This window comes from Streptomyces sp. NBC_00376 (assembly GCF_036077095.1).
Lineage (GTDB): Bacteria > Actinomycetota > Actinomycetes > Streptomycetales > Streptomycetaceae > Streptomyces.
In genome coordinates this window covers 8199968-8214154 of the sequence record NZ_CP107960.1, presented here as the reverse complement: position 1 = coordinate 8214154, position 14187 = coordinate 8199968, and the positions used below count along the sequence as shown (strand labels likewise).

The 14187-nt window shown below is 71.4% G+C and carries 9 protein-coding genes; 3 read left to right on the top strand and 6 right to left on the bottom strand.

Annotated features, from left to right (window positions below; all coding sequences use genetic code 11):
- Nucleotides 1–28 precede the first annotated feature (28 nt).
- Nucleotides 29–1150 carry a SchA/CurD-like domain-containing protein gene (locus OG842_RS36775; RefSeq protein WP_266734646.1) on the bottom strand — a complete coding sequence of 374 codons (1122 nt, stop codon included), beginning with the start codon at nucleotides 1148–1150 and terminating at the stop codon, nucleotides 29–31.
- 268 nt (nucleotides 1151–1418) lie between these two features.
- On the opposite strand from OG842_RS36775, the gene OG842_RS36770 reads away from it, so the two are divergent.
- Nucleotides 1419–3047 carry an FAD-dependent oxidoreductase gene (locus tag OG842_RS36770; RefSeq protein ID WP_266734648.1) on the top strand — a complete coding sequence of 543 codons (1629 nt, stop codon included), beginning with the start codon at nucleotides 1419–1421 and terminating at the stop codon, nucleotides 3045–3047.
- A 26-nt stretch (nucleotides 3048–3073) separates the two neighbouring features.
- Here the strand turns inward: OG842_RS36770 and OG842_RS36765 are convergent, their stop codons facing one another.
- Nucleotides 3074–4597, bottom strand: coding sequence for an alpha/beta fold hydrolase (locus tag OG842_RS36765; RefSeq protein ID WP_266734650.1), 1524 nt, complete (start codon nucleotides 4595–4597; stop codon nucleotides 3074–3076).
- A 172-nt stretch (nucleotides 4598–4769) separates the two neighbouring features.
- Here OG842_RS36765 and paaK point away from each other — a divergent pair, with 172 nt between their 5' ends.
- Complete coding sequence (gene paaK / locus OG842_RS36760; RefSeq protein WP_266734652.1) at nucleotides 4770–6071, top strand: phenylacetate--CoA ligase PaaK; 1302 nt, start codon at nucleotides 4770–4772, stop codon at nucleotides 6069–6071.
- 17 nt (nucleotides 6072–6088) lie between these two features.
- On the opposite strand, the gene OG842_RS36755 is transcribed toward paaK, so the two are convergent.
- Nucleotides 6089–7588 (bottom strand): acyl-CoA synthetase, encoded by a 1500-nt coding sequence (locus OG842_RS36755; protein ID WP_266734653.1) that lies wholly within the window; start codon nucleotides 7586–7588, stop codon nucleotides 6089–6091.
- 150 nt (nucleotides 7589–7738) lie between these two features.
- On the opposite strand from OG842_RS36755, the gene OG842_RS36750 reads away from it, so the two are divergent.
- Complete coding sequence (locus OG842_RS36750) at nucleotides 7739–10156, top strand: penicillin acylase family protein (protein ID WP_266734654.1); 2418 nt, start codon at nucleotides 7739–7741, stop codon at nucleotides 10154–10156.
- A 68-nt stretch (nucleotides 10157–10224) separates the two neighbouring features.
- On the opposite strand, the gene OG842_RS36745 is transcribed toward OG842_RS36750, so the two are convergent.
- The 3 genes from OG842_RS36745 to OG842_RS36735 are packed head-to-tail and all read right to left on the bottom strand — an operon-like array spanning nucleotide 10225 to nucleotide 14048.
- Nucleotides 10225–11331, bottom strand: coding sequence for a calcium:proton antiporter (locus tag OG842_RS36745; RefSeq protein WP_266734655.1), 1107 nt, complete (start codon nucleotides 11329–11331; stop codon nucleotides 10225–10227).
- Nucleotides 11332–11391: 60 nt separating this feature from the next.
- A complete protein-coding gene (locus tag OG842_RS36740) occupies nucleotides 11392–12942 on the bottom strand; it encodes an acyl-CoA synthetase (RefSeq protein ID WP_266734656.1) in 1551 nt (516 codons plus the stop codon).
- Entirely contained in the window at nucleotides 12939–14048 is a 1110-nt protein-coding gene (locus OG842_RS36735; RefSeq protein ID WP_266734657.1) for an NAD(P)H-dependent flavin oxidoreductase, read from the bottom strand. The genes OG842_RS36740 and OG842_RS36735 overlap by 4 nt, the downstream gene beginning before the upstream one ends.
- Nucleotides 14049–14187 lie beyond the last annotated feature (139 nt).

The following is a 14187-nucleotide window of genomic DNA, read 5'->3' as shown; positions in this document are numbered from 1 at the left end:
AGAACCCCCCAGGGTGCGGATGCGCGGTTCAGGACTCCATGGCCCGCCGATCTGTGATCAGGGTCATCTCGGACTGCGTGAGGAAGTGCGGGATGCCCTGCTCGTCCGTGGGCACGGCGTTGTTCCCGCCGTCGAGGAGACGCCCGAGCCTTGCCACCTTGCCGGCGCCGTCGATGCCCACCGCCTGGGCGGGCTGGGCGTCGATGGGTTCGACCGCTTCGAGGAGGCGGACGACGACGTCGTCGCGCTGGAAGATGGTGCTGCTGTCGATGATGCTCGTCGGGTCGTCGGCCGCCTCCTCGTCGTGCTCGGCCAGGAGCCGGGCGAGTGCCATGCCGCAGCCCTCCTTGGCCTGGTAGAAGAGCGCGTGCCGGCGGACGTCCTCGGCCTTGTGCCGGCCGGCGGTCACGTGGTGGACGGTGGGGAGCGCCGCCCGGGTGAAGAACATCCGGGCGGAGTCCGGGTCGCTGAGGTCCCGGTCCTGCTCCAGATACGGGTTGATCGCCTCTTCGACGGCCCTGACCTCGGGCTGCCGGGCGACGTGGCGCAGGGCGGCGAGCAGGTCGCCCTCGACCTCGACGGCCCGCACGACGCGGTTTCCGTGCATGAAGAGCGAGGTACGGCGCAGTCGGGTGTCCTCGTCGACCCGTGCGTTGGGGGAGTCGTAGTCGGCGAGGATCTTGGCCACGATGTCCTCGGTGCCCGGCTTGACGGTGAAGGTGAGCGCGTGGCGCACCACGCCGTCGCCCAGGCGCGGGGACGCCTGGAGGCGGCCCTTGGCCGGCTCGGGTGCCATCTCGAAGGCCTTCCCGGTCTCCCGCAGCACGCTGAACCGCAGCGACCTGGTGTCGCGCACGCAGTTGTGCAGCGGCTGGACCGTGGCGACGTGCTCCTCGCTGTTCACCCAGGCGAGGAACGGGGGTGCGCTGTCCCATTCGCTGGTGATCAGCCACTGAGAGGGGTTCTCGATGGACTGGCACAGCTGGTCGCTGATGTGCCCTGGAACGGATGCCACCTGGTTGCGCAGGTGCTCGTACGCCTCCAGGAACTCTTTCTGGGCACCGTCGTAGAGGTCCAGCAGCAGCACGACGCGCAGTCGGGAACCGTCGAAGGCGGACTGGGAGATCCGTTCCGAGAGGGTGGTGGTCATCTTTCGATCTCCTTCGAGGACGGTTCGCCGGCCGTGCCGGGTGGCAGGCCGTCAACCGTCGGTTGGCGAGTGGATTCGGAGCGGGGACTCTCCCGGCGGATGTGATCGGTCCGCCCCCCGGGCCGCGGGCGTCGTCTCCGTGACCGATCGTGAAACGCTGGTCCGGGTGGCGCGAGATTTATGAACCGTTCAGGTGAGCAGGCGTCCGAACCGCTCTCACCAGGGCATTGAACATTGCATCCGAACGGCGTCCGAGCTGGAGCAACTGATGAACGAGAACGTCGACATTCGCGTACCGGTCCTCATCGTGGGCGGCTCCCTGGTGGGCCTGTCCGCCTCGCTGTTCCTCGGCCGGCTCGGGATCGAGCACCTGCTGGTCGAGAAGCACCGGTCCACCTCCACTCACCCGCGCGGCCGCGGCAACAACGTCCGCACGATGGAGGTGTTCCGTGCGGCGGGCGCCGAGGCGGGCATCCGGCGGGCGGCCTCGGTCCTCGCCGACAACCACGGCATCCTGCAGGCCGGTTCGCTCACCGGGGACGACCAGGAGTGGCTGTTCAAGGAGATCGACCCGGGGGGCGGGATCGCCCGGTTCAGCCCGACCGGCTGGTGCCTGTGCAGCCAGAACGACCTGGAGCCGGTGCTGGTGGAGCGGGCCCGGGAACAGGGCGGTGACCTGCGGTTCTCCACCGAGATGCAGAGCTTCGACCAGGACCCGTCGGGGGTGGACGCGGCGCTGAAGAACCGGGAGACCGGCGAGCACATCAGTGTGCGCGCGGACTACCTCATCGCGGCCGACGGCCCGCGCAGCCCCATCCGTGAGCAGCTGCGCATCGACCGTACGGGTCCCGGCGACCTGTTCCACAACGTCAGCATCACCTTCCGTTCCCGGCAGCTCGCCGATGTGCTGGGCGACCGGCGGTTCATCGTCTGCTATCTGACCAACCCGGCAGCGGACGGTGCCCTGTTGCCGGTCGACAACAAGAAGGACTGGGTCTTCCACGCGCCGTGGCAGCCCCAACTCGGCGAAACCATGGAGGACTTCACCGACGAGCGGTGTGCCGAGCACATCCGTACCGCGGTCGGCGCTCCGGGCATCGACATCGAGATCACCGGGAAGGCGCCGTGGCACGCCGCAGAGCGGGTCGCCGAGCGCTACTCCAGCGGCCGGGTCTTCCTCGCCGGTGACTCGGCGCACGAGATGTCCCCCACCGGCGCGTTCGGCTCCAACACCGGCATCCAGGACGCGCACAACCTGGCGTGGAAGCTCGCCGCCGTGCTGAAGGGCGAGGCGGGCCCCGGTCTGCTGGACACCTACGAGGCGGAGCGGCTGCCGGTGGCGCGGGCGACGAGCCAACGGGCTTCGGCGCGCTCCAGCGAGCACAGCCACCCGGGGTACTCGGCGGCGCCGGGCGTCGGCGGCGGGAAGCAGGGCGGCATGCTCAGCGTGGCGCTGGGCTACCGCTACGTCCGCGGCGCGGTGCTGGGCACCGACCCCGAGCAGCCGGTGGTGCCGCAGGGCGTGCAGTTGAACGGTGAACCTGGAAGTCGCGCGCCGCATCTGTGGGTTCATCAGGGCGGTGAGCGCAAGTCCACACTCGATCTGTACGAACACACCTTCGTGCTGCTCACCGACGGTACGGACGTGACGTGGCGGCGGGCCGCGGCACGGGTCGCCGACCGGCTCTCGGTGCGGCTCCAGGCGTACGGCATCGGCGCGGGCTCCGATCTGGAGCCGGAGAACGGCGCGGACTGGGCCGAACTCCACGGCACCACGGCTCAGGGCGCCGTGCTGGTGCGTCCGGACGGCTTCGTGGCCTGGCGGTCGACGGGCCCCGCGGCGGATGCCGAGAGCACCCTCCACGAGGTCCTGACCACCCTGCTGCACCGCCCCTGACCAGGCCGGCGGCACCGGCGGCGGGCTCAGGACAGGCCGAACGCCCGTAGCGCCGAGAGGAATTCTTCCGGCCGGTCGGTATGGACGTGGTGTCCGGCGTCGATGGTGACGAACCGGCCGTCCGGTATCCGCCCCGCCAGCCAGCTCAGCCTTTCCTGGGCGATCTGGCTGGTGGGGCCGCCGCCGATGACGAGGGTGGGGGCGGTGATCCCGCCGAGCCGTTCCGCCCAGGCGGGATCGGGCTCGTTCAGCTGGGCATCGGTCGACGGCACCAAGGTCCAGTCGAAGTCGAGTTCCCCGTCGGGCCGTTCGGCGAGGGGGCGGGGCGGATCGAGCGGGAACGGCGGCGGCATCTCCTCCAGGACGAGCCGGCCGATCAGCCCGGGTTCCCGCTCGGCGAGCAGACAGGCGGCAGCGGCGCCCATGGAGTGGCCGATCACCGTGGCCCCCGCCAGATTGCGTGCCTCCAGGAAGGCGTGCAGATCGTCCCGGAACAGCTCGAAGGAGTAGCGGCCGGGCCAGTCGCTGAGTCCGTGACCACGGAAGTCGAAGGCGTACACCCGGTGTTCGGGGGCGAGGCGTTCGGCGACCTCTGTCCAGGTCCCGCTGTTGTCGCAGCGGCCGTGGGCGAGCACGACGGGTGGCGCCGCCGGGTCTCCCCACACCCGGTGGGCGAGCCGGGTGCCACCGGCGTGCACGCTCTGCACCTCCGGGTCGAGAAAGGCCTCCACCGTACGGACGAAGGCGCCCGGGTCGTCCAGCCAGGGGAAGTGCGCGGCGCCGCGCTGCACGACGAACTCGGCGTCGGGGAAGAGCGCGACCAGTTCGGCGGCGCGGTCCGGGGTCGGGCCCGCGTCGTACTCCCCCGCGAGGACGAGCACCGGTGCGGTGACCGCCGCCAGCGCGGCGTTCGTGGTGGGCGGATCGAAGACGCCGTCCTCGTAATAGACCGAACCCGCCTCGGAGTTGGTCTGTGCGGCCGCCTCGACGGCATGGGCGCGGGCGGCATCGTCCCAGCGCCCGTAGGCGAACGGCGCGACCGCGGCCCGGACCCGGTCCGAGGCGCGGCCGGCGAGGAAGTCGTCCAGCGCGGCCCGCGCCTGCGTGAACCACGGTTCGTGGCGCCGCAGTTCACTCGCCTCGCGCCAGTCCTGTTCGGTGACGTCGATGCCGACCGCCCGGGTGCCGGGGGTGACGAGCGTGAGCGTACGGATCCGCTCCGGGTACCTGGCGGCGTACAGCGCGGCCAGGTTGGCGGAGGCGGAGTGGGCGAGCAGGTCGACGCGTTCCTCGCCGAGGTGTTCGCGCAGCGCCTCGACGTCGTCGACCAGCCGGTCGCAGCGGTAGGCCGACGGGTCGTCCGGCACCGCGGAGTCCCCGGTGCCGCGCAGATCGGGCACCACGAGCCGGCGGCGGGCACAGAGGCCGCCGAGGTCCCCGAGGTACGCACCGGCCCGCATCGGCCCGCCGGGCAGGCAGATCAGCGGTGCGCCCTTCCCGAGAAGGCGGTAGGCGAGTTCGGTCCCGTCGTATGCGTGGAAGATCGGCATGCCCGCCATCCAAACAGCGCCCGACGGGCGGCGCAGCCGTGTTCGGTATGAGCGAAGCCGCGATGTGGATCAGCCGCGTCGCCCCTCTTGCCATCGGGCGGAACATACTGAATTACTGCTACCGAAAGATCGACCGAATGATCGGTCGCCTGCTCGGAAGAGGGAGATCCCGATGACGTCTGCGCTGGACCAGGCGGAACGGCTGGGCCGGGACGAGCTGGAGGCGCTCCAGCTGGAGCGGCTGCGGGCCACGCTGCACCACGCGTACGAGAACGTCGGCCACTACCGGGCCGCGTTCGACCGGGCCGGGCTGCGCCCGGACGACTGCCGTACGCTCGCCGATCTCGCCCGCTTCCCCTTCACGACCAAGGCCGACCTGCGGGACAACTACCCCTTCGGCATGTTCGCCGTGCCCGAGGAGCAGGTGCGCCGGATCCACGCGTCCAGCGGGACGACGGGCCGTCCGACCGTCGTCGGTTACACCCAGCGGGACCTGGACACCTGGGCCGACGTCGTCGCCCGCTCCATCCGGGCGGCCGGCGGGCGCCCCGGGCAGAAGGTCCATGTGGCTTACGGATACGGGCTGTTCACCGGCGGGCTCGGCGCCCACTACGGGGCGGAGCGGCTCGGCTGCACGGTCATTCCCGCCTCGGGGGGCATGACCGCCCGCCAGGTCCAGCTGATCCAGGACTTCCGCCCCGAGATCATCATGGTGACCCCGTCGTACATGCTGACCCTCCTCGACGAGTTCGAACGGCAGGGTGTCGATCCGCGGTCGACCTCCCTGAAGGTCGGGATCTTCGGTGCCGAGCCGTGGACGCAGGAGATGCGGCGCGAGATCGAGGAGCGGTTCGCCATCGACGCCGTCGACATCTACGGGCTCTCGGAGGTGATGGGGCCCGGTGTGGCGCAGGAGTGTGTCGAGACGAAGGACGGGCTGCACATCTGGGAGGACCACTTCTATCCCGAGGTCGTCGACCCGTTCACCGGTGAGGTGCTGCCCGAGGGCGAGGAGGGCGAGCTGGTCTTCACCTCGCTCACCAAGGAGGCCATGCCGGTGATCCGCTACCGGACGCGGGACCTGACCCGGCTGCTGCCGGGCACGGCCCGGGTGTTCCGGCGGATGGAGAAGGTGACCGGGCGCAGCGACGATCTGGTGATCCTGCGCGGCGTGAACCTCTTCCCGACGCAGATCGAAGAGATCGTGCTGCGCACGCCGGGGGTGGCGCCGCACTTCCAGTTGCGGCTGACCCGGGAGGGCCGGCTCGACGCGCTGACCGTACGGGCCGAGGCACGGGCCGGAACCACCCCGGAGCAGCGGACGGCGGCCGCGGCGTCGATCACGGCCGCCGTCAAGGACGGGATCGGGGTGTCGGTCGGGGTGGAGATCGTCGATCCCGAGACGCTGGAGCGGTCGGTCGGCAAGTTCCGGCGGATCGTGGACGAGCGCGACGGGCGTGCGGACGCGCCCTGAGGGCTCCGGGCCGTCCGCTACGCGAACCGGTCGCGCAGCTCCCGCTTGAGGATCTTCCCGCTGGCGTTGCGCGGCAGTTCGTCCACGAAGAGGACCTTCTTCGGAGCCTTGAAGTGGGCGAGCCGCTCGCGGGCGTGGTCGATGAGTTCGGCCGCCGTCGCGTCGCCGCGCAGTACCACGAAGGCGGTGACGGCCTCGATCCAGCGCTCGTCGGGCAGTCCGACGACCGCGGCCTCGGCGACGGCGGGATGGGCGTAGAGGGCGTCCTCGACCTGCCGGGAGGCGACGAGGACGCCGCCGGAGTTGATGACGTCCTTCACCCGGTCGACGACGGTGAGGAAGCCCTCGGCGTCGCGCACCGCGAGGTCGCCGGAGTGGAACCAGCCGTCGCGGAAGGCTTCGGCGGTCTCCTCGGGCTTGTCCCAGTAGCCCTCGCACAACTGGGGTGACCGGTAGACCACTTCGCCGGCCGTGCCGTCGGGGACCTCCTTGCCGTCCTCGTCGACGACCCGGGCCTCGACGAAGAGGACGGGCCTGCCGCAGGAGTCCATCCGGCCCTCGTGCTCGTCCGGTCCGAGGACGGCGGCGAGCGGGCCGATCTCGCTCTGCCCGAAGCAGTTGTAGAAGGCGAGCGCGGGCAGCCGTTCGCGGAGCCGTTCCAGTACGGGCACGGGCATGATCGAAGCGCCGTAGTACGCCTTGCGCAGGCCGCCGAGTTCGCGGGTGGCGAAGCCGGGGTGCCGGGAGATGCCGATCCAGACGGTCGGCGGGGCGAAGACGCTGTCGGCCTGCCCCGTCTCCACGAGGTCGAAGATCCGGTCGGCGTCGGGTGCGTCGAGGATGGTGTTCTGCGCCCCGACCGCGAGGTAGGGCAGCAGGAAGACATGCATCTGCGCGGAGTGGTAAAGCGGCAGCGAGTGGACGGGCCGGTCGGCGGCGCGCAGGTCGAGCGCCGTGATGGCGCTGACGTACTCGTGCACGAGCGCCCCGTGGGTCATCATCGCGCCCTTGGGCTGCGCGGTGGTGCCCGAGGTGTAGAGCAGCTGGACGAGGTCTGTCGCGGCCGGTTCGCGTTCCGGGACGAAGGGGCGCGGGGTGGCGGAAGCCGCCAGCAGGGAGTCCGGTGCGTCGCGCAGCGGGCGTACGGGGAACGCGGCCGGAATCCGGTCGGCGAGGTCCGGGTCGGTGAGGACGAGGGCGCTGCCGGACTGTTCGAGGATGTACGTGAGGTCGTCGCCGGTGAGGTTCTGGTTGACCGGTACGTGGACCAGGCCCGCGCGGGCGCAGCCGAGATAGCCGATCAGATACGCGTCGGAGTTGTGCGCGTAGCAGGCGACCCGGTCACCGGGGCGCAGTCCGTGCTCGCCGGCGAGGACGGCGGCGGCGGTGCTGACGGCCGTGTCGAGCTCCGCGTACGTCCATGACCTGTCCGCGTACCGCAGGGCGGTGCGCTCCGGGGTGCGCCGGGCGCTCCGTGCCAGGACTCCGTCGACTGTGCTGCTCCGTACACCTGTCATGGCGTGATCCTGTGCGGCCGGAACCCGGGGGTCAAGGGTCCGGATACCGGTGGGGATGTTGACAGGGGTGCGAGCGTGCTGGCTGAGTTGCGCGTGGCGACTCGAACCCTCGGGCAACCGCCTTTCGCACCCGCACAGTTGGGAGGACCGTTGCCGCTCCGCAACCGTCTGAGACTTCTTGCGATATCCGGCCTCGCGCTGTTCACAGTTTCGGCGTCGTTGCCGCCCGCCGCGGCCGACGGCCCGCGCTCCCACCGTCCGTCGGGCGGCGGGCTGTCCGCCACGATCCGGTACACCGAGTACGGCATCCCGCACATCGTGGCGAAGGACTACGCGAACCTGGGCTTCGGCAACGGCTGGGCCCAGGCCGCCGACCAGGTGTGCACCCTCGCCGACGGCTTCGTGACGCTGCGCGGCGAACGGTCCCGGTACTTCGGTCCCGACGCGGCTCCGGACGGATCGCTGTCCGCCGCGACGAAGAACCTCTCCAGCGATCTGTACTTCCGCCGGATCCGCGAGGCCCGCACCCTGGAGAAGCTGCTGAAGCAGCCGGCGCCGGCGGGTCAGAGCCATGATGTCAGGGAACTGGAGCGCGGCTGGGCGGCCGGTTACAACGCCTGGCTGGCACAGAACCGGATCGACGACCCGGCCTGCAGGGGCGCCGACTGGGTGCGGCCGGTGACGACGCTGGACGTGGTGGCGCGCGGCTACGCGCTCTCGGTGCTCGGCGGTCAGGGGCGCGGCATCGACGGCATCACGGGCGCTCAGCCGCCGACCGGGGCGGCGGGGACTCCCGAGGTCCCGTCGCCGGGCGACGCGGCGGACGCGGCCCGGCGGCTGCTGTCGACGCAGAACGCGGACATGGGCTCCAACGCGGTGGCGTTCCGCGGCGACACGACGGCGAACGGGCGGGGCCTGCTGCTGGGCAATCCGCACTACCCGTGGCAGGGCGGGCGGCGGTTCTGGCAGTCCCAGCAGACGATTCCCGGCGAGCTGGACGTGGCGGGCGGCTCGCTGCTCGGCGCGCCGATCGTCTCGATCGGGCACAACGAGAACATCGCGTGGAGCCACACCGTCGCCACCGGCGTCCCGGTCAGCCTCCATCAGCTCACCCTCGATCCGGCCGATCCGACCGTGTATCTGGTGGACGGCAGACCCGAGCGGATGACGAAGCGTACGGTCTCGGTCGCGGTGAAGGGCGGCGGTGCGGTGACCCGCACGCAGTGGTCGACCCGGTACGGGCCGGTCATCACCTCGCTCGGTGCCGGGCTGCCGCTGCCCTGGACCACGACGACCGCGTACGCGCTCAATGACCCCAACGCGGTGAATCTGCGCTTCTCGGACGCCGGTCTCGGTTTCAGCCGGGCGCGCAGCACCGCTGACATCGGGGCGGCGCTGCGTCGTACCCAGGGGCTGCCGTGGGTGAACACCATCGCCGCCGATTCGTCCGGGCATTCGTTCTTCTCGCAGTCGCAGGTGCTGCCGAGGATCACGGACGAGCTCGCGGGGCGGTGTTCCACGGCGCTGGGCAGGGCGACGTATCCGGCCTCCGGGCTGGCGGTGCTGGACGGCTCCAGGAGCGACTGCGCGCTCGGTTCGGACCCGGACGCCGTGCAGCCGGGGATCTTCGGGCCGGGCCGGATGCCCACCGTGAAGGACGCCCCGTACGTGGAGAACTCCAACGACAGCGCCTGGCTGACCAACGCGGACGCGCCGCTGGCCGGGTACGAGCGGGTGTTCGGCACCGTCGGCACGCCCCGCTCGATGCGGACCCGGGGCGCGATCGAGGATGTCTCGGCGATGGCGGCGAAGGGCCGGCTGACGGTGGCCGATCTCCAGGGCCAGCAGTTCGCCAACCGTGCGCCGGCCGGTGATCTGACCGCCTCGGACCTGGCGGCGGCCTGCGCGGCGCTGCCCGGCGGCCGTGCGGTCGGCAGCGACGGCACGGCGGTCGATGTGTCGGCGGCGTGCGAGGTACTGCGGCGCTGGGACCGGAAGACCGACACCGGCAGCCGGGGCGCGCTGCTCTTCGACCGGTTCTGGCGCAGGGCGACGGCCGCGGTCCCGCAGGGCGAGCTGTGGAAGGTGCCCTTCTCCCCCGCCGATCCGGTCGGTACGCCGAACACGCTGAACACCTCGGCACCCGGCGTCGCCAGGGCTCTCGCCGACACGGTGGCCGAACTGCGGGCCGCCGGGATCACGCTGGACGCCCCGCTGGGCCGGCACCAGTGGGTGGAACGGAACGGGAAGCGCATCCCCATCGGCGGCGGTACGGAATCGCTCGGCGTCTGGAACAAGACGGAGCCGGTGTGGGACGCGGCGGCCGGCGGCTACCAGGAGGTGTCTGCCGGTTCCAGCTACATCCAGGCGGTCGGCTGGGACGGCGGCAAGTGCCCGGTGGCACGCACCCTGCTCACGTACTCGCAGTCCTCCGCCCCGGGCTCGGCGCACTACAGCGACCAGACCGAGCTGTACTCGGGTGAGCGGTGGGTGACGTCCCGGTTCTGTGAGAAGGACATCCTGCGCTCGCCGGCGCTGCGGGTCGTTCGGGTCCACGAACGCCGGTAGCTCCTCGCGGTGCGATCGGTCCCTGTCAGCCCGACCGGTGGGGCCGGACAGGGACCGATCGCGGGGAATCAGGGGCTGATCGCGAGGAAGACGAACGCGGCGAAGATCGAGAGATGCACGCCGCCCTGGAGCAGGGTGGCCCGTCCCGGTACGACGGTCAGCGCGCCGACCACCACGGTGAGGGCGAGCAGCACCATATGGGTGGCGCCGAGGCCGAGATGGAGCGGTCCGTCGAGCCAGACCGAGGCGAGGGCGATGGCCGGGATGGTCAGGCCGATGCTCGCCATCGCCGAGCCGAGGGCGAGATTGAGGCTGGTCTGGACGCGTTCGCGGCGGGCGGCCCGTACCGCCGCCAGGGTCTCCGGCAGCAGCACCAGCAGCGCGATGACGACACCTACCACCGCCTGGGGCATCCCGGCCGCCTCCACCCCGGACTCGATGGTCGGCGACACGGACTTGGCGTCGCCGACGACCGCGACCAGGGCGATCAGCAGCATCACCACGCTCAGCGCGGTGGCGCCCCGGCCGGGCAGCACCGCGTGGTGCTCGTCCGGTTTGAGCTCGCCCTCGGGTGTGAGGGGCAGGAAGTACTCACGGTGCCGCACCGTCTGCACGGCGACGAACAGTCCGTACAGGAAGAGTGAGGCGACGGCGGCGAAGGTCAGCTGGGCGGTGGAGAACTCGGGGCCCGGCTTGCCGACGGTGAAGGTCGGCAGGACCAGGCTGAGCGTGGCGAGGGTGGCGACGGTCGCGAGGGCGGCCCCGGAGCCCTCGGCGTTGAAGACGACGACTCGGCTGCGGACGGCGCCCACGAGCAGCGAAAGGCCGACGATGCCGTTGCAGGTGATCATCACGGCGGCGAAGACGGTGTCCCGGGCGAGCGCGGACGTCTTGGGGCCGCCGTCCACCATCAGCGTGACGATGAGGGCCACTTCGATCACGGTGACGGCGACGGCGAGTACGAGCGAGCCGAACGGTTCGCCGACCCGGTGCGCGATGACCTCGGCATGGTGCACGGCGGCCAGGACGGCGCCCGCGAGACAGAGCGCGACCACGGCGACGGCGAACGCTGGCAGCTCCCGGCCCCAGCTGAAGACCAGGGCGAGCGCGGCGACGACCGGCACGACCACCGTCCACCGGGTGGCCAGTGTCCGGACCGTCGCGAGCGCGTTCATGGGCCACACCCTGCCAGAGCGGGTACAGGGGCGCTCGTCGGGCGGCGGCCGGACGGCGGCTCACAGGGCCCGTGAGTGGCCCTCCCAGTACGGGTCGCGCAGCCGCCGCTTGTAGAGCTTGCCGTTGGGGTCGCGGGGCATCACATCGATGAAGTCGATGCTTCTGGGGCGCTTGTACCCGGCCAGGCGCTGTTCGCAGTGGCGCAGGATCGCGGCGGCGAGCTCCTGGCCCGCCTCGTGCCCCTCGGCCGGTTCGACCACCGCCTTGACCTCCTCGCCCCAGTCGGGATGCGGGATGCCGAAGACGGCGACGTCGGCGACCGCGGGGTGGCCGAGGAGTGCGCCCTCGATCTCGGCGGGGTAGATGTTGACCCCACCGGAGATGATCATGTCGATCTTGCGGTCGCGGAGGAAGAGGTAGCCGTCCTCGTCGAGGATGCCGAGGTCGCCGACGGTGAAGAAGTCGCCGATGCGGTTCTTCCGGGTCTTGGTCTCGTCCTTGTGGTAGCTGAAGCCGCCGGTGTTCATCTTCAGGTAGACGGTGCCGAGCTCGCCGGGCGGCAGCCGGTTGCCGTCGTCGTCGAAGACGGCGAGCTCGCTGATCGGCCAGGCCCTGCCGACCGTGCCCGGCTTCTTCAGCCAGTCCTCCGCGGTGGCGAAGGCGCCGCCGCCCTCACTGGCCGCGTAGTACTCCTCGACGCATCTCCCCCACCAGTCGATCATGGCGCGCTTGACGTGGTCGGGGCAGGGCGCGGCACCGTGGATGGCGTGCCGCATGGCCGAGACGTCGTAGCGCCGCTTCACCTCGTCGGGGAGGGCGAGCAGGCGGTGGAACTGGGTCGGGACCATGTGCGTGTGGGTGCAGCGGTGGGTGTCGATGAGCCGCAGCATCTCCTCGGGCGTCCACCGGTCCATCAGGACCAGCGGGTGTCCGATGTGCAGGGACGCGCCCGCGAACTGCAGGACGGCGGTGTGGTAAAGCGGCGAGCAGACCAGGTGGACGTTGCCGTCGAACGGTTTGATCCCGAAGATGCCGAGGAACCCGCCGAGGTGGCTCTCCTCGGGGAGCTTGCCGGAGAGCGGGCGGCGGATGCCGCGCGGGCGGCCCGTGGTGCCGGAGGTGTAGTTCATGACCCAGCCCAGGGTGCGGTCCTCCGGGGCGTCCTCTCGCTGCCCTTCGAGCAGTTCGGCGTACGGGCGGAAGCCGTCGACCGTGCCCACGGCGTAGCGGTGGCTCGCCGGCAGCTCCGCCTCGTCGGCGGCCTCGGTCGCGGCCTGCGCGAACCGCTCGTGCGCGATGAGCACCTTGGCGCCGGAGTCGGCGACGATCCAGGCGATCTCGGGGCCGACGAAGTGGTGGTTGACGGGTACGAGGTAGAGGCCGGCCTGAGAGGCGGCGAGGTAGGCGGTGAAGAACTCGACGCCGTTGGGCAGCACCACCGCGAACGCGTCGCCGCGCCGCAGCCCGGCCGCACGCAGTCCGTGGACGAGGCGGTTGGCGGCGGCGTGCAGCCGGCCCGCCGTCCAGCTCTCGCCGTCGGGGGCGGTCAGGACCGTGCGGTCGGGGTCGGCGGTGGCCTGGGCCCAGAAGCCGTTGGGCGGCTGACTCATGAGGCGCTCCGTCCGGCGATGCGGTTGATCCGGTCCACGGCTCGCTCGAAGCCGCGGGTCAGGTCGTCGAAGACGGCCTGCACACTGCGTTCGCTGTTCATCCGGCCGACGATCTGGCCGACGGGGGTGCCGAGCAGCGCGCCGGTCTCGTACTTCTGGATGCGCGAGACGGCCTCGGCCACCAGCAGCCCCTGGAGCGGCATGGGTAGGGTGCCGGGCCCGGCCGGGTCGTCCCAGGCGTCGGTCCATTCGGTACGGAGCTGGCGTGCGGGCTTGCCGGTGAGGGCGCGGGAGCGGACGGTGTCGCCGGAGCCCGCGGCGAGGAGTTTGCGGGTCAGGGCGCGGGAGTGGAGGTCGGCCTCCTCGGTGGTCAGCCAGAGGGAGCCGAGCCAGACGCCCTGGGCGCCGAGGGCCAGCCCGGCGGCTATCTGCTCGCCGCTGCCGATGCCGCCGGCGGCGAGGACGGGCAGCGTTCCGACGGCGTCGACCACGTCCGGGACCAGGACCATGGAGGCGATCTCGCCGGTGTGGCCGCCCGCCTCGTACCCCTGGGCGACGACGATGTCGATGCCCGCGTCGGCGTGGTGGCGGGCGTGCTTGGCGCTCCCGGCGAGGGCGGCGACGAGCACGCCCCGGTCGTGGGCCCGTTGGACGACGTCGGCGGGCGGCGACCCGAGGGCGTTGGCGAGGAGCCGGATGGGGTAGTCGAAGGCGACGTCGAGCTGGTTGCGTGCGACCTCCTCCATCCAGCCGGTGATGCGCCAGCCGGACGCCTCGCCCTCGGGGAGTTCGGGGACGCCGTGCTTGGCGAGGGTGTCCTGGACGAACTGGCGGTGTCCGGACGGGATCATCGCCTCGACGTCGGCCTCGGTCACCCCCTCCACCTTTTTCGCCGGCATGACGACGTCGAGGCCGTACGGCTTGCCGTCGGTGTGCTCCTGCATCCAGTCGAGGTCGCGCGCGAGGTCGTCGGGGGCGGTGTAGCGGACCGCGCCGAGTACGCCGAATCCGCCGGCCCGGGTGATGGCCGCGGCCACCGCGGGGAACGGCGTGAAGCCGAAGATGGCGTGCTCGACTCCCAGTTTCTTGCTCAGCTCCGTCTCCATGGGCCGCAGGATGCCGCAGCCGGTCATCCGAGGGAAGAGATTTTCTGATGCAGTGTCAGATTCTTTGTGGCGCAGGGGGCCTCCGTGGCGGCGGGGGTGACAGTAATCTCTGCGGCGGCAGGAAGTTTCATTGCCGGAC

Bases quoted from the DNA above. Each gene is read 5' to 3' on its own strand.
- OG842_RS36775 (WP_266734646.1), bottom strand. From the start codon at position 1,150: ATGACCACCACCCTCTCGGAACGGATCTCCCAGTCCGCCTTCGACGGT.
- OG842_RS36770 (WP_266734648.1), top strand. From the start codon at position 1,419: ATGAACGAGAACGTCGACATTCGCGTACCGGTCCTCATCGTGGGCGGC.
- OG842_RS36765 (WP_266734650.1), bottom strand. From the start codon at position 4,597: ATGCCGATCTTCCACGCATACGACGGGACCGAACTCGCCTACCGCCTT.
- paaK (WP_266734652.1), top strand. From the start codon at position 4,770: ATGACGTCTGCGCTGGACCAGGCGGAACGGCTGGGCCGGGACGAGCTG.
- OG842_RS36755 (WP_266734653.1), bottom strand. From the start codon at position 7,588: ATGACAGGTGTACGGAGCAGCACAGTCGACGGAGTCCTGGCACGGAGC.
- OG842_RS36745 (WP_266734655.1), bottom strand. From the start codon at position 11,331: ATGAACGCGCTCGCGACGGTCCGGACACTGGCCACCCGGTGGACGGTG.
- OG842_RS36740 (WP_266734656.1), bottom strand. From the start codon at position 12,942: ATGAGTCAGCCGCCCAACGGCTTCTGGGCCCAGGCCACCGCCGACCCC.
- OG842_RS36735 (WP_266734657.1), bottom strand. From the start codon at position 14,048: ATGGAGACGGAGCTGAGCAAGAAACTGGGAGTCGAGCACGCCATCTTC.